23 protein-coding genes are annotated in these 22,872 nt (G+C 71.9%); 12 read left to right on the forward strand and 11 right to left on the reverse strand.

All coding sequences use genetic code 11. The annotated features are described in order from the left end of the window. Nucleotides 1–5: 5 nt before the first annotated feature. Together AB0M83_RS28480 and AB0M83_RS28485 are read right to left on the reverse strand one after the other, a co-directional pair. Nucleotides 6–1,295: an LLM class flavin-dependent oxidoreductase gene (locus AB0M83_RS28480; protein WP_364521459.1), complete on the reverse strand. Its 1,290-nt coding sequence runs from the start codon at nucleotides 1,293–1,295 to the stop codon at nucleotides 6–8. Further along, nucleotides 1,292–2,428, reverse strand: coding sequence for an LLM class flavin-dependent oxidoreductase (locus AB0M83_RS28485; RefSeq protein ID WP_364521460.1), 1,137 nt, complete (start codon nucleotides 2,426–2,428; stop codon nucleotides 1,292–1,294). Before AB0M83_RS28485 ends, AB0M83_RS28480 begins: the two co-directional genes overlap by 4 nt. Nucleotides 2,429–2,646: 218 nt before the next feature. On the opposite strand from AB0M83_RS28485, the gene AB0M83_RS28490 reads away from it, so the two are divergent. Together AB0M83_RS28490 and AB0M83_RS28495 are read left to right on the forward strand one after the other, a co-directional pair. After that, on the forward strand, nucleotides 2,647–3,237 hold the full coding sequence (locus AB0M83_RS28490) for an RNA polymerase sigma factor (protein WP_364521461.1): 591 nt from the start codon (nucleotides 2,647–2,649) through the stop codon (nucleotides 3,235–3,237). After that, a complete protein-coding gene (locus AB0M83_RS28495; protein ID WP_364521462.1) occupies nucleotides 3,230–4,108 on the forward strand; it encodes a CU044_5270 family protein in 879 nt (292 codons plus the stop codon). The genes AB0M83_RS28490 and AB0M83_RS28495 overlap by 8 nt, the downstream gene beginning before the upstream one ends. Nucleotides 4,109–4,110: 2 nt before the next feature. Here AB0M83_RS28495 and AB0M83_RS28500 read toward each other — a convergent pair whose 3' ends face one another. Beyond that, on the reverse strand, nucleotides 4,111–4,800 hold the full coding sequence (locus AB0M83_RS28500; RefSeq protein WP_364521463.1) for a nitroreductase: 690 nt from the start codon (nucleotides 4,798–4,800) through the stop codon (nucleotides 4,111–4,113). Then, a complete protein-coding gene (locus tag AB0M83_RS28505) occupies nucleotides 4,797–5,306 on the reverse strand; it encodes a DUF4863 family protein (RefSeq protein ID WP_364521464.1) in 510 nt (169 codons plus the stop codon). Before AB0M83_RS28505 ends, AB0M83_RS28500 begins: the two co-directional genes overlap by 4 nt. Nucleotides 5,307–5,413: 107 nt before the next feature. Here AB0M83_RS28505 and AB0M83_RS28510 point away from each other — a divergent pair, with 107 nt between their 5' ends. Then, the gene (locus AB0M83_RS28510) at nucleotides 5,414–6,055 is read left to right on the forward strand and encodes a TetR/AcrR family transcriptional regulator (protein WP_364521465.1); all 642 of its coding nucleotides are present in this window, start codon (nucleotides 5,414–5,416) and stop codon (nucleotides 6,053–6,055) included. Nucleotides 6,056–6,100: 45 nt separating this feature from the next. Then, nucleotides 6,101–6,979, forward strand: coding sequence for a trypsin-like serine protease (locus AB0M83_RS28515; RefSeq protein WP_364521466.1), 879 nt, complete (start codon nucleotides 6,101–6,103; stop codon nucleotides 6,977–6,979). Between the two features lie 12 nt (nucleotides 6,980–6,991). On the opposite strand, the gene AB0M83_RS28520 is transcribed toward AB0M83_RS28515, so the two are convergent. Next, on the reverse strand, nucleotides 6,992–7,372 hold the full coding sequence (locus tag AB0M83_RS28520; RefSeq protein WP_364521467.1) for an ATP-binding protein: 381 nt from the start codon (nucleotides 7,370–7,372) through the stop codon (nucleotides 6,992–6,994). A gap of 221 nt (nucleotides 7,373–7,593) precedes the next feature. Between AB0M83_RS28520 and AB0M83_RS28525 the strand changes: the two genes are divergently transcribed. Further along, the gene (locus AB0M83_RS28525) at nucleotides 7,594–7,833 is read left to right on the forward strand and encodes a hypothetical protein (protein WP_364521468.1); all 240 of its coding nucleotides are present in this window, start codon (nucleotides 7,594–7,596) and stop codon (nucleotides 7,831–7,833) included. A gap of 72 nt (nucleotides 7,834–7,905) precedes the next feature. Beyond that, nucleotides 7,906–9,051: an FAD-dependent oxidoreductase gene (locus AB0M83_RS28530; protein WP_364521469.1), complete on the forward strand. Its 1,146-nt coding sequence runs from the start codon at nucleotides 7,906–7,908 to the stop codon at nucleotides 9,049–9,051. A 29-nt stretch (nucleotides 9,052–9,080) separates the two neighbouring features. On the opposite strand, the gene AB0M83_RS28535 is transcribed toward AB0M83_RS28530, so the two are convergent. The 3 genes from AB0M83_RS28535 to AB0M83_RS28545 all read right to left on the reverse strand — a co-directional run bounded on the left by AB0M83_RS28535 (nucleotide 9,081) and on the right by AB0M83_RS28545 (nucleotide 14,681). Further along, nucleotides 9,081–12,776 carry a CARDB domain-containing protein gene (locus AB0M83_RS28535; protein ID WP_364521470.1) on the reverse strand — a complete coding sequence of 1,232 codons (3,696 nt, stop codon included), beginning with the start codon at nucleotides 12,774–12,776 and terminating at the stop codon, nucleotides 9,081–9,083. A 120-nt stretch (nucleotides 12,777–12,896) separates the two neighbouring features. Continuing rightward, a complete protein-coding gene (locus tag AB0M83_RS28540; RefSeq protein ID WP_364521471.1) occupies nucleotides 12,897–13,769 on the reverse strand; it encodes a TIGR03619 family F420-dependent LLM class oxidoreductase in 873 nt (290 codons plus the stop codon). Nucleotides 13,770–13,811: 42 nt separating this feature from the next. Then, on the reverse strand, nucleotides 13,812–14,681 hold the full coding sequence (locus AB0M83_RS28545) for an FkbM family methyltransferase (RefSeq protein ID WP_364521472.1): 870 nt from the start codon (nucleotides 14,679–14,681) through the stop codon (nucleotides 13,812–13,814). A gap of 9 nt (nucleotides 14,682–14,690) precedes the next feature. On the opposite strand from AB0M83_RS28545, the gene AB0M83_RS28550 reads away from it, so the two are divergent. Then, entirely contained in the window at nucleotides 14,691–15,134 is a 444-nt protein-coding gene (locus AB0M83_RS28550) for a hypothetical protein (RefSeq protein ID WP_364521473.1), read from the forward strand. Here AB0M83_RS28550 and AB0M83_RS28555 read toward each other — a convergent pair. Further along, a complete protein-coding gene (locus AB0M83_RS28555) occupies nucleotides 15,121–15,834 on the reverse strand; it encodes a hypothetical protein (protein ID WP_364521474.1) in 714 nt (237 codons plus the stop codon). The two genes, AB0M83_RS28550 and AB0M83_RS28555, sit on opposite strands and share 14 nt — an antisense overlap. A gap of 172 nt (nucleotides 15,835–16,006) precedes the next feature. On the opposite strand from AB0M83_RS28555, the gene AB0M83_RS28560 reads away from it, so the two are divergent. From AB0M83_RS28560 to AB0M83_RS28575, 4 genes are all read left to right on the forward strand, one after another. Continuing rightward, nucleotides 16,007–17,203 (forward strand): sialidase family protein, encoded by a 1,197-nt coding sequence (locus AB0M83_RS28560; RefSeq protein WP_364521475.1) that lies wholly within the window; start codon nucleotides 16,007–16,009, stop codon nucleotides 17,201–17,203. 5 nt (nucleotides 17,204–17,208) lie between these two features. After that, entirely contained in the window at nucleotides 17,209–18,102 is an 894-nt protein-coding gene (locus AB0M83_RS28565) for an isocitrate lyase/PEP mutase family protein (RefSeq protein WP_364521476.1), read from the forward strand. Between the two features lie 142 nt (nucleotides 18,103–18,244). Then, nucleotides 18,245–20,236, forward strand: a complete 1,992-nt coding sequence (gene ligA / locus AB0M83_RS28570) for an NAD-dependent DNA ligase LigA (protein ID WP_364521477.1) — start codon at nucleotides 18,245–18,247, stop codon at nucleotides 20,234–20,236. A 54-nt stretch (nucleotides 20,237–20,290) separates the two neighbouring features. Then, complete coding sequence (locus AB0M83_RS28575; protein ID WP_364521478.1) at nucleotides 20,291–20,683, forward strand: hypothetical protein; 393 nt, start codon at nucleotides 20,291–20,293, stop codon at nucleotides 20,681–20,683. Nucleotides 20,684–20,686: 3 nt separating this feature from the next. Here the strand turns inward: AB0M83_RS28575 and AB0M83_RS28580 are convergent, their stop codons facing one another. Together AB0M83_RS28580 and AB0M83_RS28585 are read right to left on the reverse strand one after the other, a co-directional pair. Continuing rightward, nucleotides 20,687–20,827 (reverse strand): hypothetical protein, encoded by a 141-nt coding sequence (locus tag AB0M83_RS28580; RefSeq protein WP_364371141.1) that lies wholly within the window; start codon nucleotides 20,825–20,827, stop codon nucleotides 20,687–20,689. Between the two features lie 42 nt (nucleotides 20,828–20,869). Beyond that, a complete protein-coding gene (locus AB0M83_RS28585; RefSeq protein ID WP_364521479.1) occupies nucleotides 20,870–21,721 on the reverse strand; it encodes a phytanoyl-CoA dioxygenase family protein in 852 nt (283 codons plus the stop codon). A gap of 82 nt (nucleotides 21,722–21,803) precedes the next feature. Here AB0M83_RS28585 and AB0M83_RS28590 point away from each other — a divergent pair, with 82 nt between their 5' ends. Continuing rightward, nucleotides 21,804–22,775: a LacI family DNA-binding transcriptional regulator gene (locus tag AB0M83_RS28590; RefSeq protein WP_364521480.1), complete on the forward strand. Its 972-nt coding sequence runs from the start codon at nucleotides 21,804–21,806 to the stop codon at nucleotides 22,773–22,775. The last annotated feature ends 97 nt before the right edge of the window (nucleotides 22,776–22,872 follow it).

A 22,872-nucleotide genomic window follows, 5' to 3' on the forward strand; every position in this document is an offset into this window, starting at 1 on the left:
TGGGATCACGGCGCGAGGTGTTCACGCAGTGTCGAGCCGGTGTATTCGGTCCGGTACCGGCCCTTGCGCTGCAGGATCGGCACGACGTGGTCGACGAAGGCGGTCAGTTCGTACGGCAGCGTCGATCCCATGATGGTGAACCCGTCGACGGCGCCGGCGTCCTGCCAGGTGAGCACGTGGTCGGCGAGCTGCTCGGGCGTGCCGACGAAGTGGACCTGCCCCGCTCCCCCGGTGATCGCCGCCGCGATCTCGCGCAGCGGAGCGTCGGGACGCTCTCGCGCGGCCGCGGCCAGCTGCTGCAGGCGGCTCGATCCGCCCTCGGCCCGCAGCTCGGCGGGCAGCGGGGCGTCCGGGTCGAACGCGTCCGGGTCGAGCCCGGCCGTGTACAGCGCGTTCTGCCAGCGGAACTCCGGGCTGGCCAGGTCTTCGAGCCGCTTCGCCCGGGCCTTCGCCTCGGCCTCGGTGCCGCCCAGGGTCACCATCAGCGCCGGCAGGACGCGCACCCGCGAGGGATCCCGGCCGGCCGCGACGACCTGGGCGTCCAGCTCGGCGCGGAACTTCACCGCGGCTTCCAGCGACGGCGGGCCGGAGAACACCAGCTCCGCGTACCGGGCCGCGAGCCCGATCCCGGCGGCCGACTGTCCCGCCTGGACGAGCACCGGCCGTCCCTGCGGCGACCGCGGGAACGGCAGCACGCCTTCGACGTCGTAGAAGCGGCCGTGGAACCGCGGCGCGTGCAGCTTGGCGCGGTCGGCCCAGACGCCGTTCTCGCGGTCGCCGACGATCGCGTCCTCGTCCCAGCTGTCCCACGCCCGGGTGACGACGTCGACGAACTCGTGCGCGCGCTCGTACCGGTCGGCGTGGTCGGGATGGGCCTTCTCGCCGAAGTTCGCCGCGGCGAGCGGGGTGATGGTCGTGACGATGTTCCAGCCGGCCCGGCCGCCGCTGAGGTGATCGAGCGTGGCGAACCGGCGGGCCAGCTCCCACGGCTTGTTGTAGGTCGTCGACCCCGTCCCGATCAGGCCGATCTTCTCGGTGACCGCGGCCAGGGCCGACAGCACCGAGATCGGGTCGAACTGCGTCTGCGGCAGGTGGGTGACGCGGTATTCGGCGATGGCGATGTTGTCGGCGAGGAAGATCGAGTCCATCAGGCCGCGCTCGGCGGTCCGCGCGATGTTCGCGTAGTACGGCAGCCCGAGCACGCCGCGGACGTCGTCCTCGACGACCCGCCACGCGGACTCGTGGTAGCCGTTCGGCCAGATGAAAGCGTTGAAGTGCAGGGAATCTGCGGTCACAGCGCGGCTCCTTCGATGGTGCTCGCCGCGTCGGCGGCGGTGCGGCCGTGGACGGCGGGGCGGCCGCCGTACGGGTCCTGGCCGGTCCAGAGTGCCGTGGGCGCGGCCGCGCGCACCACGGGGACGACTTCGGTGGCGAACCGTTCGAGCATCGCGAGCTGCTGCTCGTGCGGAATCATGGTGGGCAGGCTGAAGGACTGCAGGTCGTGCCCGAACGCCTCGTGCCACCACAGGATCTTCTCGGCGATCTGCTGCGGGCTGCCGACCAGCACCGGCCCGCGCGCGATCGCGTCGTCGATGGTCGGGAACTCCATCGCGTTGCCCGGCGTGTGGTTCCCCGGCTGGTTGAAGAACTCGACGATCTTCTCGTAGGTGGGGCCGAACGCCTCCCGCGCTTCCTGCGTCGTGTCCGCCAGGTACAGGAAGCCCGCCCCCGCGCCGACGAAGGCGAACCGCGGATCGTGGCCGTGCTCGGCGTACCGCTTGCGGTAGTGCTCGATCAGCACGGTGTAGTTGTCGCGCGGCTGGATGGCGTTGGCCGAGAAGAGCGGATCACCCCATTCGGCCGCCAGCTCGGCCGAGGTCAGCGTGGTCGCCGACCCGTGCCAGATCCGCGGCGCGCCGGCGAACGGGCGCGGCAGGCTGGTCACTGCGTCCAGCGGGCCGCGGAAGCGTCCCTCCCAGGTGACGTCCTCCTCGCGCCAGAGCCGGCGCAGCAGCCGGTACTTCTCGGCGAGCGCGTCCCACTGGTCGCCGTTCGCGATGCCGAACATCGGCAGCTGGCGCAGCTCGTTGCCCTTGCCGATCACCAGCTCCAGCCGCCCGCGCGAGAGCTGGTCGACCGTGGCGTAGTCCTCCGCCACCCGCAGCGGGTCGTGGACGGACAGGACCGAGACGCCGGTCTGGATCCGGACCCGGCTCGTGGTCGCGGCGATCGCGCCCAGCAGCACGGTGACGCCGCTGCTCAGGAAGTGGCCGGCGTGGCGTTCCCCGAGCGCGACGGCGTCGAACCCGAACTCCTCCGCGTAGCGCGCCGAGGTCAGCGCCTGCGCGAAGCGCTCGTCGGTGCGGACCCGGCGACCGGTCACCGGGTTGGTCAGGTGGGGCAGGATGTCCAGAACCTGGAATCTCATGGGGTGGGCTCCGTGCTGTCCGGGCTCGCGCCGGCTCCGACTGGGGTCAACCGGATCTTCGCGAAGCTATTCCCGGACGCACGCGTGTTCCAGATGGTGAACGCCACGGGGCAAGGCACCCCGTCCGTGACCTGAGTCACTTCGACCGCCCTCGCCGGAACCCGTTCCCGGTCCGGCGAGAAACAGGGAATGACACTGGGCGGAGCGAGAGGCGGGCGATGACCCCGGAAGACACCGAAGCCGACGACGACGCGAGCGTGATCGCGCGGTCGCGGCGGGAGCCGAGCCTGTTCGCGGTCATCTTCGACCGCCATTCCCGGCACATCCACCGCTACCTCGTCCGGCGGCTGGGCCCGACCGCGGCGGACGACGTCCTGGCCGACACCTTCCTCATCGCGTTCGCCAAGCGCGCGAAGTTCGACCCGGCCCGGCCGGACGCGCGGCCGTGGCTCTACGGCATCGCCACGAACCTCGTCTCGCGGCAGTGGCGGACGGAGGTGCGGGAGCTGAAGCTCCGCCTGGCCGTCGGGCCGCCGGCCGTGGACGGCGGCCACGCCGACCGGGTCGCCGAGCAGGTCAGCGCCCAAGCCCTGGGCCCCGACCTCGACCGGGCCCTGGCGACGCTGCGCCCGCGCGAGCGGGACGTCCTGCTGCTCGTCGCCGCGGAAGGACTGGGCTACCAGGAAGTCGCCGAAGCGCTGGGCATCCCCGTCGGCACCGTGAAATCGCGGCTCAGCCGCGCCCGCACCCGCGTCCGCGCCGAGCTCGGCGCCCTCGACCTCGCGAAGGAGACCTCCGGTCATGGATGAACTCGACCTGATCCGCGAGCGCGCGGAAGCCGTCGGCTTCGCGCCGGCGGAGCACCTCACCCCGGCCCGGGAGCGGCTGCTGGCCGCGGCGCGCGGTGACCGGCCGCACCGGTCCCGGCGCTGGTTCTGGGCCGCCGGCGCCTCGATCGGCCTGGCCGCGGCGATCACCGCGGTCGTGGCGCTCGCCCCGGCCGAGCAGGTGGGCATCGGCGTCGGCGTCGCGCACGCCGACCCGGTCAAGGTGCTGACCGAAGCGGCGAGCACCGCCCTGAAGGAGCCGGCCAAGCCGCCGCGCCCCGACCAGTTCCTGTACGTGAAGACCGAATACGCCATTCCCCCCAACCGCGAGGTCTGGCTCTCGGTCGACGGCACCCGCGACAGCCTGATCGGCAGCACCAAGGAAGGTGGCTGCCGCAACGGCAAAGCGCCGATGTACGGCACGAACGACCCGCGCGCGGAAGGGACGCTCGAGGACTGCGTACCCAGGCAGGTCTACCGGACGGATCTGCCGACGACGGCCGACGCGATGCTGGCCTACCTCTACGAAGAAGAGGCCGACCGCGACGGCCGGGCCACCTACATCGGCAAGGCCGTCTACACCCTCGCCTACGAGCAGGTCCTCCAGCCGGCGTCCTATGCGGCGCTGTTCGAGGCGGCAGCGAAGGTGCCGGGCCTGACGGCCTTGGACCACGTCACCGACGGCGCCGGCCGGCCGGGCGTCGGGATCAGGTTTCCGATGCCCCCGGGCTCCTCACCGAAGGCGCAGCCGATCGTGCTGGTCTTCGACGCCACGACGTACCAGTTCCTGGGTACCGAGGACAGCGCCGTGACCGTGAAGACCTACGTCGACGAGGTGGGGCAACGCCCCTGAGCTCAGGCCGGGTCTTCGTGGAAGGTCGCGAACGCCGACACCGGCTCGCGCGTCGTGCGGTGATCGCTCAGCCGGTGGTCCTCGTCCGCGTACCCGAGTGCGATGCCGCAGACGATCACGTGGTCGCCGGGCACCCGCAGGTGCCGGCGCAGGACCGGGTGGTAGTCGATCAGCGACGCCTGCGCGCACGTGTGCAGCCCGGCTCCGCGCGCCGCCAGCATCAGCCCCTGCAGGAACAGGCCCGCGTCGACCAGCGCGCCCTGCAGGGGCAGCCGGCTGACCGTCAGGACCATGCCGACCGGCGCGCCGAAGAAGTCGTAATTGCGCCGGTGGTGGCCGAGGCGGCCGGCCGTGTCGCCGGGCTCGATGCCGAGCGCGTCCCGGTACAGCCCTTCGCCGAAGCGGCGGCGGCGCGACCGGAACGGCTCGGGCCACCGGTCCGCGCCGGGCTGGTAGGCGAACTCCCCCGCCGAGCGGCGGCCTTCGTCGTGCGCGCACAGCAGGTCCGCGCTCAGGGCCCGCTTCGCCGCGCCGGTCAGCACGTGCACCCGCCACGGCTGGCTGTTGGAGTTGCTGGCCGACCGCGCCGCCAGGTCCAGCAGCCGCTCGAGTACCGCGCGGGGCACCGGGTCCGGCCGGAACGCCCGGCAGCTGCGGCGGGTCAGCAGCGCCTCCTCGACGGTGGTGCTCACTCGGCCGGCGGGGTGATGTCGTAGGAGATCCGGCCCGCCGGCAGGTAGAAGAGGGCGATCAGGGCGCCGCCCTTGACCTCCGGGTAGTGGTGGCTGCCCGGGCCCGGTGCGGTCCAGCCCGGGCCGCTCCAGCCGCGCGGGCCCATCAGCTTGGCGCCGGGGTCGAGCGGCACCACCAGGTTGAGCTCGCCGTACGGGTGCTGGTGGTACTGCCCGCGGTAGGGCTCGACGCTGTCCATGTAGACGGCGGTGACGCTGAAGTAGCTGAGGACGTCCTGGGGGTCGGCGATCCGGCTGCGCCGGTACTTCGGTCCGTCCACCTCGATGTTCGCCGCCCAGCCGGCCCGGACGCCGTCGGTGATCATCCGGGCGAGGTCGTCGTACAGCGGGCTGCCGGGGCCGTGGTGCTCGTTGAGCCAGGTCTCCAGCTCCCCTCCCGCGGTCCGGTTCTTGACGGCGTCGAGGAACGGGACGCTCCGGTCGATCAGCTCCTGGGCGGTGGTCATGGTGGGCTCCTTCCGGTCGGTGGTCCGAAGGTAAGCCGATGTTTCGTTACAGTCAAGTATCGTAACTTAACAGCCAGGTATCGTAACGAATCCGCTAGGCTCCTCCCATGGCGCGAGCAGGCGAAGAAGCGACGACCGGCGAGGCGGCGCCCCGGCCGGGGGGCCGCCCCCGCGACGCCGCGCTCGACGAGGCGATCATCCTGGCCACCCGGAACCGGCTGGTCCGCGACGGCTACTCGCTCATGACCATCGGCGACATCGCCTCGGACGCGAAGGTCAGCCGCCCGACGCTGTACCGGCGGTGGAGCACCAAGTTCGAACTCGTCGTCGACGCGCTGGACTACGGCTTCCGCAAGCAGCGGGACATGTACGCCGTCGACCTGAGCAGCATGGCGCCGCGGGAAGCGCTCGTCGAAGCCGTCCGCCGGCTGGATCCCGCGTACTTCAACCCGGACGCCATGGTCCTCATGGGCAACTTCGCCGGCGAGGCCATCCGGACGCCGGAACTGCTCGGGATCCTGCGCGAGCACGCCGTCGAACCGCGGGTCACGCTCGTCGAGAACGTGCTGACGCAGCTGCAGGACAGCGGCGCGGTGCGGGACGACATCGACAAGCACACCATCGCGACGATGTGCTTCGGCAGCTACTTCGCCGCCTTCTACCGAGGGGAAAGCCGGGACGAAATCCCCGAAGCGGTCGTTTCGGTGTTGTGGCCGGCGATCGCGAAGGCAGCGGGCAAGCGCAAATGAGGTCTCCGCACAACCAAACCGGGCTCTCATCCGTGCATTAAGAGTGTGAGGACGACTTCGGATCGACGGCGCCGCTTCCGCGCGCGGGCGGTGGCCGTCGCGGTGCTGGTGGGGGCCGGTATCGCGTTCGCCAACGCCGCCATCGGCGCGCCGGCCGGGCCCGCGCTGGCCGCGGCGCTCGGCGGGCACAGCCTGCCCGACACCACCGCACTGGGCCGTGACCCGGCGCCCGCGCCGCCTACTTCGACGACGCCCGCGCCGAACCCGGTCCTGCCGTTCAACGCCAAACTGACGTCGGACGACATTCCGGTCGCCGGCGGCGGCGTGCGCGACGGCGCCTGCAGTGGCTCGCTGGTGGCGCCGCAATGGGTCGTCACGGCCGGGCACTGCTTCCACGACCTCAAGGACGCGCGGATCGGCGGCCGGCCGCCGTACACGATGACCGTGACGATCGGGCGGCTCAAGGACAGCGACCCCGGCGGGCACACGGCGGTGGTCGTCGACGTCCGCCAGTCGCCGGTCAACGACCTGGCGGTGGCGAAGCTCAGCGCGCCGGTGGACGACATCACCCCGGTGGAGCTGGCCACGAAGCGCCCGTCGGTCGGCGAGGAGCTGCAGTTCGCGGGCTGGGGCTCGCACTCGGCGACCGTGCTCGGCCCGTCCGATCACCTCAAGCGCGGACGGTTCCGGGTTTCGGGCATCGCCTCCTCGACCCTGGAGGCCCTGCCGATCGGCATCCGCACGGTGGACAACGGCCCCTGCCCGGAGGACTCGGGCGGCCCGTTCTTCGTCTCGGACGACGGCGACCGCACCGGGCGCCTGGTGGCGATCGTGAACACCGGGCCGCCGTGCCCCCAGCCGGGCGCGGAGACGATCGCCCGGGTCGACGTCGTGGCGGACTGGATCCGCGAGCAGACCGGCTGACCGAGGCCCGGCTCACGACGCGAGCGGGATCTCCGCCCACACGGTCTTGCCGCCGTCGCGGCGGTGGAAGTGCCCGCGCCGGTCGGAACACGCGGCCACCAGGGTGAGCCCAGTGCCCGCCGGGGCGGCGTCGGGCACGACCGGGTCGAACCACGCGGACCCGCCGGCGTCCTCCACCCCGACCCACACCGCGGCGTCCCCGCAGATCAGCAGCGCCCGCAGGGGCCCGGCGGCGTGCCGGACGGCGTTCGTCGCCAGCTCACCGGTGATGAGCACGACGTCCGCCGCCACCTCGGCCGGCACGTCGGTCGCGGCCAACTGCTCGCGCACCCACGACCGCACCAGCCTGAGCTGCGCCGGCTCCGCCTCGAACTCGAAACTTCCCCGCGTCATGTCTTCGGCACCTCCCCCAGGACGGTTCCCCCACCACCGGTGGATGACCGGGACCGGAGATTGTTACACCTCAATTAGCGCGAACGGACGCACCCGTTCCCCTTTCGTCTGCCATTGGCCGGGCCATTCCGGCCGTTCACCGCACCCGGGGGCACCGGGCTGTTACAGATCACGGCCGGTACGCGACATCACCGTCGAGCATCACAGGGAGAGCGAGGTCGATGACGGGCGAACGACGAGTGCGGCTGCGGTTGGGCACCCGCGCGGTCTCGGTCCCCGCCGGGCACAGCCGTGAAGTGCTGGAATACGCCGGGGTGACCGTCCTGCGCGTCGAAGACGGCGAACCCGTCGAGCAGACGTGGGTCCCGGTCGGGACGTGCCCGAGCTACGCCGACGACGAGGCACTCATCGCCGCCTGGCACGCGGCCCTGCAGTGGACGCGGACGCCCACCGACGCGTGAGCTGAACCACAGCTGTCACACCGCCAGGGCGCGCGGTGTCTCCATGCCGAACCCGGCAGCGAAGGAGACACCATGAACGAGCTCACCCAGGTCGTCGTGATCGGCGGCGGTTACGCCGGCGTCATGGCCGCCAACCGCCTGACCCGGCGCGACGACGTCGCGGTCACCCTGGTCAACCCGCGGCCGCACTTCGTCGAGCGGATCCGCCTGCACCAGCTCGCCGCCGGCTCCGGCGACGCGGCCGTGGCCTACCGCGACGTCCTGGCCGCGCGCGTCCGGCTGGTCGTGGACCGCGTGACCGGGATCGACGCGGCCTCGCGCCGCGTGACGCTGGCGGACGGCGGCGCCCTCGGCTACGACTACCTGATCTACGCCGTGGGCAGCGCCGGCGCGAGCGTGCCCGAATTCGCCTACCCCGTCACAACTTTCGAAGAAGCACGGCGGCTGCGGCCGGTCCTCGACGCCGCGTCCGCGGTGACGGTCGTCGGCGCGGGCCCGGCCGGGATCGAGACGGCGGCCGAACTGGCGGAAGCGGGCCGGGCGGTGACGCTGGTCTGCGGCGGCCAGCTCGGGCCGTACCTGCACCCGAGCGGCCGGCACGCGGTCGCCGGGCGGCTGGCGAAGCTGGGCGTGACCGTGCTCGCCGATGCCGTGGTGAGCGAGGTGACCCGCGACGCCGTGCGGCTCGCCGACGGCCGCGAGCTGCCCAGCCCGATCACGATCTGGACCGCCGGGTTCGGCGTGCCGGACCTGGCCACGCGCAGCGGGTTGAGCACCGACGCCCTGGGCCGGCTGCGCACCGACGAGACGCTGACGAGCGTGGACGACGACCGGATCGTGGCGGCCGGCGATGCGGCGGCGCCATCGGACCTGCCGTACCGGATGGGCTGCCAGTCGGCGGTCCAGCTCGGCCCGCAGGCCGCCGAGACGGTGCTCAGCCGGCTCGCGGGAGCCCGGCCCGCCCCGGCCGAAGTCGGGTTCGCCGGCCAGTGCCTGAGCCTGGGACGCCGCGCCGGGATCTTCCAGTTCTCCCGCCGCGACGACACGGCGATCCGGCTCCACCTCGGTGGCCGGCTCGGGGCGAAGGTCAAGGAGCTCGTCTGCGCGAGCACCGTCAAGCAGCTGGCGTACGAGGCCCGCAAGCCCGGGGCCCGCAAGTGGTGGGTCACGGACAAGCGCCGGCGGGAACTGCTGCGGGAGCACCTGGTCGACGCGTGAGGAAGGGGGTGCCGAGGCACCCCCTTCCGTCACTTCCCGTTACGCCGGCCGGAGGCGACCACCGCCGGGATCGGAGCGCCGGTGATCACGAACTGCGACCCCGGTTCGATGACGACGTCGCCCTTCGCCGAACCGGAAATCGTCACGTTCGTCAGCGTCGCGCTGCCGCGGGCGCCGCTCATCGCGAGGATCCCGGCGCCGTTGACGGACCGGTCGATCTTGACGTTCGAGATCGCCGCCGTCACCACCCCTCCCCCGGTCTTGAACTGGATGCCGTCGTAGGTCGAATCGTGGATCTCGGTGTCCCGCAGCGTCACCCCCGGGATGTCCTTGCCCTGCGCGAAGAACGTGATCGCGCCGAACTTCTGCTGCTCGCCCCAGAACACGCCGCCGCAGCGGTAGAGGGCGTTGTTCGCGATCGTCGTCTGCCCGGAGAACGGCAGCGGGTCGTGGTCGGTCGCCAGCATGATGCCCGGGTAGTTCATCGTGTCGGACACGAGGTTGTTCTCGATCCGGTTCCCGTAGCCGCCGTAGACCGCGATCCCGTTGGCGCGCCAGGGAAGCTGGATCGTGTTGTTGGTGAAAACGTTGTCGTGCCCGATGTCGGTCGACGGGTCCTTCACGTACTGGCTCGCCCACACCGCGAGCGAATCGTCCCCGGTGGTGCGGAAGGACGAGTTGAACACCCGCGAGTTGCGCGTGCCGTTGGCGAAGTTGATGCCGTCGGCGTAGGTGTCGCGGATCCGCATGCCGCTGAATTCGAGGCCGTCGGCCGGGCCCCAGAGCTCGGGCTTGTTGCTGTAGTCGCGGCCGACCCACACGCCGACGTTCGCGTGCTCGATCCACACGTTCGAGATCTTCGTGCCGGTGCCGAAGCGGCCGTTGAGCCCGACGCCGCCTTCGGCGTTCCCGTCCCCGCCGCGGATCCGGCCGGACCCGAAGATCGCGATGTCCGAGAGCTGGACGTTCTTGTCGATGTCGAACCCGAAGTTGCCTTCGTGCGGGTGGTTGATGGTGCCCGCGTCCTGCGGCTGGATCAGCGAGTACAGCTGCGAGCGCCACATGCCGGCGCCGCGGATCGTCACGTTCGAGATGCCGACCTGGTTGTACTGGCCGCCGCCGTTGGGCACGGTCGGGTCGTCGGTGAGGATCTTCGCTTCCTGCCGCCACTGGCCTTCCGGGATCCAGACGCAGGCGATCCTGCCGTTCTGGTCGTCGGTGACCGCGCGCTGGATCGCGGGCGCGTCGTCGACGCCGTCGTTCGGCACCGCGCCGTACTCGGTGATCGACGTGCACTCGGCCGGCTTCGGCAGCGCGGGCGCCACCTGCTCGAGGTCGACCAGGTCGATCACGTAGTACGCCGCGTTGTCGCCGTTGTCCCGCTGCAGCTTGAACTTCGTGCCCGGCGGGTAGGACTGGGCCAGCAGCGCGTGCGACTCGTCGAACAGCCGCCGCGCGTCACCCTGCGGCGTGTTCGTCAGGCCTTCGGGGTCGTCGGCGGTGCCGTAGAGCCAGCTGTGCCGGGACGACAGCGTCAGCTTCTGCGCGAAGGTCCCGTTGACGTACAGGCTGAGCGTGTAGTCCTGCCCGCCGCCGGCGGCCGCGTCGGGCACCGAGTTGCGCACCACGATCGAGTTGGCCTGGTTCGTGGACGTGACCTCGACGTACTGGCCCTGGCTCGCCAGCCGGACGGACTGGCGGCCCGAGGACTCGGTCGCGAAGTTCGTGTGGCCGAACGTGCGCAGCGGGTCGGTCTGGAGCAATTGTCCTTGGTACTGCGCGGATTCCGCTTCGTATTCGGTGTACGGCACGGCCGCGCCGCGGCCCACCACGATCGCCCGCGCGAGCTCGTTGTTGGACTCGTTGGTCTCGGCGACGGTGTTCGTGGCGTCGGCGGTCGCCGTGAGGGTCGCCCCGCCGCTGGTGGCGGTCCACGTGCCGGAGATCGCGACGTTCGCCGTGGCACCGGCCGCGATCGCGGCCGTGGCGCCGGTCAGCGTGGTGGCGCCGGCGGTCAACCGGGTCACCGACGTGCCCGAGGCGCTCGTGCCACGGTTGTGCACCGCGACGGTGAACGACACCGCCGTGCCGGCCGCCGGGTTCGGCGGGTTCGACGTGATGCCGGTGACCTCGAGGTCCGGGCCCGGCGCCTGCGCGATCACCAGCTGGGTGGGCGAGGTGAACGTGTTGTTCGTGTCGTCCTGCTCGACGACCGTGTTGGCTGGATCGACCGTCGCCGACACGCTGTAGGAGCCTTGCGGCCGGGTGCCCGCGTTCACGGTCACGGTCGCGGACGCACCCGCGGCGAGGGCGCCGACCGCCGCGGTGCCGACGACGGTCCCGCCCAGGCTGACGTTGACAGTCGTGGCGCCCGAGGCCGCGGTGCCCGCGTTGCGCACTGTCGCGGAAACCCCGAGCTGGCTCGTCTCCGTCGGGTTAACCGGGGTCCAGGTGGTGCCGGTGACGACGAGGTCCGGGTTCGGCGCCGGGGTGCCGGACACCTGGAACTCCGCGACCTGCGCGCCGGGCGCGCCGGAGTTGGCGGAGAACTGCAGCCGGACGTCCGCCGCGCGGCCGCTGACCGGGACGGTCACCGTGTTCTGGTTGGCCGCGGGGTCGAAGCGGTAGTCGGCACGGGCTTTGAGGGAGGTGAACGCGGTGGCGCCCTGGTCGCGGCCGAGAACCTCGAAGTTCTGCGTCCGCGCGGCCCACGCCTGGTCGGGGTTGAGCTTCACGACGACCTGGTCGAGATCGGCGTTCGCGCCGAGCTTGACGGTCAGCGTGCTCGCCTGACCGGAAGCTTCCCAATAGGTAGCGGTGGTGTTGTCGTTCGCGTTCGCGGCGACGAAGGAGAAGACGCTGGACGACGCCTCGATCGGCTTGCCCGCGGCGAGGTTCTGGCCGGCCTGGGTGCCCTGGCGCACGACGTGGTTGCTGTCGGCGGACTCGTGCCCGGCGGCGTCCTTGGCCCGGATGAAGTACTCGACGCGCGTGCCGGCGGGGCGGGTTTCGGAGAAGGTGGTGCCGGTGACCGTGGTGACGGGCGTGCCGTCGCGGTAGACGGTGTAGCCGGTGACGCCGACATCGTCGGTCGAAGCCGACCACGTCAGCTTGACCTGGCCGGACGCGGGCTCGGTCAGCGCGAGGTTCGCCGGGGCGCTCGGCGCCTGCGTGTCCCCGGTGTCGGGCCCGTAGAGCTCGAACTCCGAGAGCTGCGCGGCCGGCCACTGCGTGTTGGCGGTGACGGTCAGCCGGACGTACCGGGCCGAGGCCGTCACCGGGATGGTGACGGTGTTGGCGCTGGGCGCGAAGGCGTACCCGCTCGACGCGGCGAGGTCGGTGAAGCTCGTGCCGTCGGTGCTGCCGCGCACGGCGAGGGTCTGGGTGCGGGCTTCCCAGGTGGCGGGCAGCTTCAGCACGATCCGCGAGAGGGACTTCGTGGAGCCGAGGTCGGCCTGGAGCCACTGCGGAAAGGCGTTGTTCGCGGATTCCCAGTAGGTGGCCTGGTTCCCGTCGACGGCGTTGGCGACGGGGTAGCCGGGCGTGGCGCTGCTCGCCGACACCGTCCGGGTCAGGGGTACGTCCGCGACGGCGGCCGGGGGCGCGGCGGCCGCTTCGGGTGCGCCGGGTGGCCCGCTCGCGGCCGAGGCGAGGGAGAGTCCGGTGACGGACAGTCCCACGGCGAGGAAACCGGCGACGAGCCGGGACAGGCGCGTACGAGTCATGGCGTCTTCTCTTCTTCGAGACGGCGGGGGACGGGAGCCTGAGCCACCCGAGCATGCAACAAGTGAGCGCCGTCACGCAAGAAGTAGACACCGATCAGAAAATTTACGACTCCTGCGCCGTCACTCGACTGGCCCAACCGGACGAACCAGGGCGAACCGCTCGGCGAAGGCCGCCATCTCCGCTCGCTGGGCCACCGGGTCGGCGGTCGCGGGGCTGACGACGAGGCGGGTCACGCCTTCCCGCGCGAACCGTTCGACGTCCACTTCGGACATTCCGATCGACCCCCATCGCGTGTACTGCAAGGCATCCGAGTCTCGGCCGGCTTCCATCGCGGCCGCCCGGGCGAGCTCGAACTGACGGCGGCGCTCGTCCGGCGTGAGCAGGCCACCGGGGAAGAATCCGTCCCCGCGCCGCCCGGCCCGCCGCGCGGCGGGCGCGCTCGAACCCCCGACGTGGATCGGCAGGTCGCCGCCGACCGGCTTCGGGAAGCTGCAGACGGCGTCGAGCGTGAAGAACTCCCCCGCGTGGCTGACGCCGTCCGCGCCGCCGGCCCAGAGCAGCCGCAGGACGTCGATCGCTTCGTCGGCCCGGCGGCCGCGGGTGGCGAAGTCGACCCCGGCGGCCGCGGCCTCGCCGGGCAGCGCGCCGACGCCGATGGTGAGCAGCCGCAGGCGCCCGCCGGACAGCAGGTCGACCGTCGCCAGCCGCTTGGCGAGCACCACCGGGTGGTGGTAGGGCAGCAGTAGCACGCCGGTGCCGAGCAGGATGTGCCGCGTGCCGGCGGCGGCGAACGTCAGGCACTCGAGCGGGTCACCGTAGGGCAGCGCCGGGTCCAGCTCCATCGGCCCGATCTTCGCGCCGGGGTGGAGGGCGACGTGCTCCGGCACGTAAAGCGATTCGAAGCCGAGGTCTTCGGCGTCCCGCGCGAACCGCGTGAGGTTGTCTGGGTCGACCCCGAAGTGGGGCGTGCTGTAGCTGATTCCGAACTTCACACGGGGCGACGCTAAACAGTGACGCCCGCGTCAAGGCAAGGGTCAGCGGAGCGCGAACACCATCCCGATGTCGGCCGCTTCCTGGACCGGGTCCTGTACGGCCTCGACCGTGAACCCGCGCGTGGCGAAGACTTCGCGGACGCGGTCACGGTTTTCGGTCCACCGTTCGACCTCGACGACCGCCTGCCGGACCAGCGGCCAATGGCGCTCTTCGATCCCCCGCAGCACTTCCAGCTCGGCACCCTCGACGTCGACCTTGAGCAGGTCGATGCGGTCGATCCCCTCCTCGTCGAGCACCGGGGACAGCGGCCGGACCCGCACGCGGTGCGTCTCGAGGTCGCGCATCACCTTCAGCTGACGGCCCACCAGGCCACGCAGGATCGGCGCCGGCACGCGGCGGGCGGCCGGGCCCATGCCGCCCTGCCGGATCATGGCGACGATGCTGGCGGTGACCCGCTTCCGCTCCGCCTCGACGTTCCCCTCGTCCCGCCACGACGACGAGAAGATCGTCGCGCCCGGGAAGTAGCTGAAGTCGAGCTCGTCTTCCCCGGCCGAGAGCCCGAAGGGCAGCGCTTTCAGCCGCCCCGCGAAGAAGTCGCGACCGTTGCTCTCCAGCTTCTCGTAGAGCGGCGGCAACGGCTCGAAGGCGAAGATCCGCACGTCACCGCCGAGCCGTTCGTAGACCGCCGCGGAGAAGACGCCGACGTTGGCCCCGACGTCGAGGACCGTCGCGCCGGGGGCGAGCTCGACGCCGTGGGCGAAGTAGCCGCCGACCTCCTCGCGGAGGAACGACACTTCCCACGGGTTGATGCTGTGCAGGTCCATCGTCACGCGCAGAGGCTTATCAGGCTTGGCGCCGGTGATCCAGCCCCATTGGTAGGTCACCCGATCGTGGGCGACGGCGTGGGCCACACTGGGAGCATGACCGCGACGCTGCTCATCACCCGCCAGCTCGAGGTGCACGACCACGTGCTGGCGCGTGGCTGGCGGCTGGACGGGGACACCGGACCCGCCGACGTCAAGTTCCTCGACGACGCCACGGCGGGCTGGTCGTACCCGGCCAGCTTCGGCGGCGGACGGACCAACACGGTCTCCGACACGACCCCGGTCGTCCTGCAGTGCTACTTCACCTTCGGCGACGAAGGCGAGGTCGTGTTCGCGGTCGTCCCGGCGGGCAACCTGCGCGGCAGCGGATGCCCGAAGCACGACACGGGCGAGCGGCAGTTCCCGCTCACCGGTGACGGGCGGGTCGACCTGGTCACGCTCACGGCGATGCTCGACGAGCTGGAGCCGCTCGCGCGGGCGCACGACGTCCACGCGCTGGTCGAGTGCCTGTACTTCGGACCGTGCGCTAACCGACCTTGAGCCGGCACTCCGTGCTCAGCGCGAAGGTCACGACGTACCGGTGGCGGGTCAGGAGGTCCGCGGCGGTTGGCCGCCATTGCGGTCCGCTCGCCCGTTCGAACAGCGCGTCGGCGACCGGCCCGTCGTCGAACCCCCGGGACAGGTCGGTCGACCGCTCCACCCAGGACTCGGTGACGGCGCCCGGCGAGGTGCACCCGGGCGTGCCGGGTGCACGCTCCGGTAGGAGGTAACTCGTCTCGGGCACGGTGCCGACGTCGACCTTTCCCGTCCGGGCCTCGGTGACCCGGTAGTAGTCGAGCGCGCTCTGGCGCCCTCCGAGGTCTTCGAGCCAGCCCGAGGCCCGGACCGCGGCGTCGATCTCACCGAGGCGCGCCGGGAAATCGCCGTCGAAGCCCGCCTTCCGGCTGTAGGTCGTCCGGCAGGTGATCGTGCCGGGGTTCCCGGCACCGATTTCGGTGGCGGAGTCGACTTCGCACAGTTCACGCGTGCTCGGTTCGGCCCACTCGGCCCACGGCAGGCGCGGTGACACGTCCGTCAGGGGCTTCGCCGCCCAGCGGTCGTTGATCTCCCGGTTCGCCCGGGCGGCTCCGGAATCGGCGGCCGCCCGGTAGTCGTCGGGCGACAACGACGTACCGGCCTCCACCCATGCCACGCACCCCGCGACCACGGCCACGCCTGCCACCCGCCATCCCCACCCCATGCCTTCAGCATGGCGCATGCGGGTGGGTGGTCGCCACACCCGCGCACCGCGTACCGGGCCGGGCACTCAGCGTGGTCCTTGACGGAGGCGCCCCGCCTCCTTAGGTTGTCGGGACATAGGACGTCAGACATCCCATGTCCTACCTCGACGAGGAGGTCGAACCGTGTCCCCGATGCGCAGGTTCAGCACCATCCTTCTGGCGGCGACGGCGACCGCGCTGTCCGTCACCCCCGCGGCCACCGCCGGCCCGGCGCACGGATGCGCGTCGTCCGTCGCCTTCACCTCCGGTACCGAGGGCTACGACACCTTCCGCATCCCGGCGGTGATCCGGGCCGCGAACGGCGCGCTCGTCGCCTTCGCCGAAGGACGGCGAGACTCGGCCGGGGACTCCGGCGCGATCCAGACGGTGTCGCGCACCTCCCGCGACGGCGGCTGCACCTGGGGTCCGCTGTCCGTGGTGGACAGCAACGGCGACGCCACCGCCGGCAACCCGGCACCGGTCCTCACCCGGAACGGTGAGCTCGTGCTGCTGACCGTCCACAACGGACCGGTCTCGGAGAAGCAGATCATGTCCGGACAGGCTTCCGCGCAGGACACCCGCCGCGTCTTCGTGCTGCGCAGCCGCGACGACGGCCGCACGTGGTCCCCGGCCCGCGACATCACCGCCGACGCGAAGCTGCCGGGCTGGCGCTGGTACGCCACCGGCCCCGGGCACGCCACGCTGCTGCGGCACGGCCCGCACGCGGGCCGGATCGTGGTGCCCGCCAACCACTCCAGCTCGCCGCCGGCCGGCTCGCCCGACGTCGGCACCGAGGCGAAGTACTACGGCGGCCACGACCTCTACAGCGACGACGACGGCCGCACCTGGCACATCGGCTTCACCGACGACCGCACCGACGGCGTCGTCGCGGCGAACGAGACGTCGGCGACCGAGCTGCCCGACGGCACGCTCTACTTCTCCAGCCGCAACCAGGGGTCCGCCGCCGAGCACCGCGTCGACGGCTACAGCGTGGACGGCGGCAAGACGCTGGTCCGGCCGTACCAGGTGCAGCCGTCGCTGTCCGGGACGAAGGTCGAGGGCAGTGTCCTGCAGACGACGATCCCGTGGCTGATGGTCTATTCGGGTCCGGCCGACCCCGCCACGCGCGCGGCGATGCGGCTGCGGCTGAGCACCGACCGCGGCCGGACGTGGCAGGCGGGCCGCACGCTGACCACCGGGCCGGCGGCCTACTCCGACCTGGTGCAGGCCGACCCGGCCACGCTCGGAGTCCTGTACGAGACGGGCACGGCCGGTCCGTACGAGAAGATCGTGTTCGAGCGGGTGGGTTTGGCTCCGGGACAGCTCGGGAACGCCCCCGCGAGGAGGTGATCGCCGTGGCCGATCTGCTGGGTCCGCGCGTTCCGGGACCGGCGCGGCTGCGCGAGCTGCTGGCGGGCGACGATCTCGTCGTCGCCCCGGGAGCGTACGACGCGCTGAGCGCCCGCCTGGTCGAGGCGGCCGGGTTCCCCGCGGTCTACATGACCGGCTTCGGCACGACGGCGTCGCTACTGGGCCGTCCCGACGTCGGGCTCCTGACGATGACGGAGATGGTCCAGGCGGCGAGCCGCATCCGCTCGGCGGTGGAGGTTCCGGTGATCGCCGACGCGGACACCGGCTACGGCAACGCGCTGAACGTGATCCGCACGATCCGCGAATACGAAGCCGCCGGAGTGGCGGCGATCCACCTCGAGGATCAGGTGGCCCCGAAGCGCTGCGGGCACCTCGAAGGCAAGCGCGTGGTGCCGGCATCGACGATGGCCGACCGGCTCCGCGCGGCCGTCGCCGCTCGCTCGGATCCCGACTTCCTGCTGATCGCCCGCACGGACGCGCGGGCGGTGGAAGGCCTCGACGCGGCGATCGACCGGGCCCACCGCTACCGGGACGCGGGCGCGGACCTGCTGTTCGTGGAGGCGCTGCAGTCCGAAGCCGAGATCGAGCGGGTGGCGGAGACGTTCCGCGACGTGCCGTTGCTGTTCAACTGGGCCGAGGGCGGCAAGACCCCGCCGCTGGGGCTGGATCGCCTGCGCTCGCTGGGGTTCCGGGTGGTGATCTGCCCGATCTCGACGCTTTTGGCGGCGACGGAGGCGATGCGCGCGGTGCTGGGCCGGATCGCGCGGGACGGGACGCCGGTCGAGGTGGTTCGTGAGCTGCCGGGGTTGACGGACTTCGCGGAACTGGTGGGGCTGCCGGAGGTCGAGGAGATCGGCGACCGGTTCGGCGACGGCTGAGCAGGACTACGCGAAGGTTCCGCACGCAGCGAGATGCGAGCGGGAACCGGTACGCCGCACCGAACCCGCGTGCCGGAGAGCCGCCCGGACGAGCGACCCCGAAGTAGCCGAACTGTCGGACCCGACCGGTAACGTCTCCCCCGTGGAAGCTCGAGACCGGATACAGGAACTGGCCGACCGCGTCGTGGTCCTCCGCGACGCCTACTACCGGGGTTCGCCGTTGGTGGCGGACGCCGAGTACGACGCGGTCGAAGACGAGCTGCGCGGGCTCATCGAGGCGAACCCGGACCTGACCCCGGACCCGAACCCCCTCGACCAGGTGGGCGCCCCCGCGGTGCTGCACGCCCCGATCCGGCACTCGCGGCCCATGCTGTCCCTCGAGAAAGCCACGAAACCCGAGCAGGTCGAGGCCTTCTTCGACCGTTTCCCCGGCCAGCCGGTCGTCGTCATGCCCAAATTGGACGGCCTCTCCCTCGCCATCGTCTACGAGGACGGCCGGCTGCTGAGAGCCGTCACCCGCGGCGACGGGACGACCGGCGATGACGTCACCATGCTCGTCCGGGCCCTCACCGACGGCATCCCGGACCGGCTGAAGGCGCCGGGCCGGGTCGAGGTGCGAGGTGAGGCCGTCATGCTGCGGTCCACCTTCGCCGCCTACAACGTCGCGCACCCCGACAAGCCGCTGATCAACCCGCGCAACGCCGCCGCCGGCACGCTGCGGGCCAAGGACCCCGCCACCGTCGCCGAACGGCGGCTGCGCTTCTTCGCCTTCGACCTCGACACCGATCCCGACAGCGCCGACACCGACCTGGGCAGCGCCCTGAAGACGCTCGGTTTCACCGCTGCCGACATGCGCCGGTGCGGCGACGCGGCGCAGGCGCAGGCCGTCATCGGCGAGATCGAACGGCAGCGCAACGAGCTGGACTACGACCTCGACGGCGCCGTCCTGCGGCTCGCCGACCGCACCGCCTACGCCGCCGCCGGCACCCGGTCGAGCTCGCCGCGCGGGGCGCTCGCCTTCAAGTTCGCCGCCGAGGAGAAGACCACCGTGCTGGCCGACGTCGTCTGGGACGTCGGCAAGACCGGCAAGATCGCCCCGGTCGCCTGGCTGGAACCCGTGTTCGTCGGCGGCACCACCGTCACCCGCGCGACGCTGGCCAACCAGGAGGTGATCAAGGCCCGCGGCATCAAGATCGGCGACACCGTCCTGGTCCGCCGCGCCGGGGACGTCATCCCGTTCGTGGCCGGCGTGCTCGACGCGTCGAAGCGCACCGGCGAGGAGCGGGAGATCGTCCCGCCGTCCGCCTGCCCGTCGTGCGGGCAGCCGCTGACCGAGCAGGGCAACAGCCGGGAGCTGTTCTGCACCAACGTCGCCTGTCCCGCCCAGACCGTGCGGCGGCTGATCCACTGGGCGTCACGGGCCGCGGCGGACATCGACGCCATCGGCGGCGTCTGGATCGAGCGGCTCGCCGAGTCCGGCGACCTCGAGCACCCGTCGGACTTCTACCGGCTGACCAAGGAACGGCTGCTGGAGTTCGACCGCATCGGCGAGGTCTCGGCCACCCGCATGATCGAGTCGATCGACGCGAGCCGGTCGGTCGGGCTGCGCCGGGCGCTGATCGGGCTCGCCATCCCGATGGCGTCCGAAGGCACCGCCGCCCGCCTCTGCCGGGCCGGGTTCGGTTCGCTGGAGGACGTCGCCGCGGCGGGCGTAGACGGGCTCGTCGCCGTCGAGGACATCGGGCCGAAGGTCGCCGCGTCCCTCATCGAGCACCTCACGCGGCTGCGGCCCGAGCTCGAGCGGCTGCGGGAGCGGGGCGTGTCGCTGGACGTCCGCGACGAGGACCTCCCGCCCGTCGTCGCGGCCGGTGCTCCCCTGGCCGGCAAGACCGTGGTGGTCACCGGCTCGATCAGCGACCCGCGCTCGGGCGAAAAGGTTCCCCGGCCGACGTTCCAGCGGCTTTGCGAGAAGGCCGGCGCCACCATCGCGTCGTCGGTCTCGGCGAGCACGGATCTGCTCATCACCGGCGCCGACGTCGGTGCCGCCAAGCTGACGAAGGCGGAGAAGCACGGCGTGACCGTCGCGAACCAGAGCGAAATCTGGCCGCAGCTGATCGAAGCCGGAATCATCTGACGCAGGGGCTCGTGAGATGCTGCGACCAGCAGGCCCGAGGGAGAGGCGGAGCGGGTGACCACCTGGACCGATGTGATCAACTTTGTCCGGACGCGGTACGAGGTCCTGGAGGAAACCGACGGCTGGCTCCGGTTCCGGTTGCAAGGCCCGGACGACCGGACCCAGCAGGTGACGGCGCACCACGTGGAGGAGTTGCACGGCGGCGCGTGGGTGGAGATCTCCTCACCGGTCGGCTGGGCCGACAAGATCGACCTGCGGCGCCTGCTCGAGCTGGCCGGCTCGTCGGCCGTCGGCGGCGCGGCCGTGGTGGACGGCGTCGCGCTGCTCAAGCACACCGTGCCGCTGGAAGACCTCAGCATCGGGCACGAGTTCGAGCGTCCGCTCAAGGCGGTCGTCGCGCGGGCGGACTCGCTCGAGCACGAACTGACCAGGTCGGACGAGTTCTAGCCCCTACAAGTGCATCGCCAGCCACAACGCCATCCAGGCGAGGCACGCCAGCGCACCCCCGACCCCGAACGCCAGCAGTACCCGGCGCAACCCGGCGACGACCCCGGCGCGCCCCGACATCTCGGTGATCCCTGCTTCAACCATGACACTGAGGTGCCCCCGAGCCGGGCGGGCAAACATCCGGGATCAGGAACCGGGCTGTTCCTCGCCCATCACCAGGCCCTCGATGGTGTGCTTCTGGGTGATCGGCTCCAGGGTGTCGACGATCGGGCAGTGCAGGTGGGCGCGCACGGAGTCCGGTAGGGACGCCCAGAAACCGTGCGTCACCGCGGTGTCGTGGCGTTCGTCGTTGCCCGCGCCCGGCGCGTCGAGGCCCAGCACCAGCACCGGCCGGGACTTCGCCGACTGGTTGGCCGTGCCGCGGTGGACGGTCAGCGCCGAGCGGATCGAGATGTCGCCCATCCGCGGGAACTTGCGCACCGCGAGCGAGCGGTAGCGCGGGTAGGCCGAGCGCGGCGGGAACATGCCGTGGTCGAACGCGGCGCCGTCGTCCCAGTGGGTGCCGGGGGCGATCTCGAACGGGCCCATGTCCGGCTCGGTGTCGACCGCGGTCACGTTGATGGCGAGCGAGTTCAGCCGGCGGTGGCGCGCGGTCTCCTCGGGCATCGGGAAGTCGCGGTGCCACGGCTGGTCGACCGCGCCGGCGAGCGGGACGTCGAACCCGACCTCGACGATCCGGTACTCCGGTCCCAGCACGGCCTGGGCCACCGCGGTGATCCACGGGTGCCCGGCCAGGTCGGCGAACCCCCGCAGCTGTTCGGGGTGGATTTCGACGTAGTAGCGGTTCGGGCCGCGGCCGACGGCGCCGTCCGGCCGGGCGCGGGCCTCGGTGAACGCCGCTTCGATGTCTTCGCCGAGGCGGGCCACCCACTCGCGCGGGAAGGCCCGGGGCAAGCCGATGATGCCGTCCTCGTACAGCCGGCCGGTCAGGGATTCGACTTCGGCGACGGGCAGCGGCGCGGTCAGGTTCGTGGTCATCCGGTCCTCCGAGTAGTCACGACGGCGTGGCGACTTCAGTTTGCAACGTGGCATGCCACGTTGCAAGAGGTAGGCTGCCGACGTGAACCCGAAGTTGCGGGACGTGGCCGAACACGCCGGGGTGTCGGTGCGCACGGTGTCCAACGTGGTCAACGGCTTCCGCTACGTGGCCCCGGCGACCCGGGAGCGGGTGCAGGCGAGCATCGACGCGCTGGGTTACCGGCCGAACATGGCCGCCCGGACGCTGCGGCGCGGGCGGACCGGGCTGGTGGCCCTGGTCGTCCCGGAGATCGATTCGCCGTACTTCGCCGAGCTCGCCGCGCGCACGGTCCGCATCGCCGGACGCCGCGGCCTGACCGTGCTCATCGACCAGACCGACGGCGACGCCGAGCGCGAGACCGAGCTGCTGCACGGCCGCCGCAGCCAGCTCGTCGACGGCGTCCTGTTCAGCCCGTGGGCGGTGGCCCCCGCCGAGCTGGCCGCGCGCACCGACACCGTCCCGCTGGTGCTGCTCGGCGAGCACGACGGCCCGGCCGGGGTCGACCACGTCGCGATCGACAACATCGCCGCCGCGCGTGAGGCCACCGGGCACCTGCTGGCGACCGGCCGCCGGCGCATCGCCGCGGTGGGCATCCAGCCGCGCTCGCTCAACGCGACCGCCCGCCAGCGGCTCGCCGGCTACCGCGAAGCGCTGGGCGACCTCCCGAGGCTGGAGGTCCCGGTCCAGCGCCTGCACCGGGCCGACGGGCACCGGGCGATGCTGGAGCTGCTGGACCGCGCCGAGCCCCCCGACGCGGTCTTCTGCTTCACCGACGAACTCGCGCTGGGCGCGGTGCGCGCCGCCGCCGACCGCGGCCTGCGCGTACCGGACGACCTCGCGCTGGTGGGGTTCGACGACATCGAGGACGGCCGGTTCAGCGTCCCGGCCCTGACGACGGTGTCCCCGGACAAGGACCGGATCGCCGAACTCGCGTTGGACTGCCTGGCCGCCGAACCCGGGCCGCCGCGGTCGATCGTCGCCCCGCACCGGCTCGTGGTGCGCGGCACCAGCTGACGCTCACTGGTGGACGTTAGGGGAGGACAGGCGTACACGTCTTGTCTGCACCCCGGGCCTGCCAGGTCACTGCCGAGCTGACCACGTCACCCTGCCG

The organism is Amycolatopsis sp. NPDC051106 (assembly GCF_040682775.1).
Classification (GTDB): domain Bacteria; phylum Actinomycetota; class Actinomycetes; order Mycobacteriales; family Pseudonocardiaceae; genus Amycolatopsis.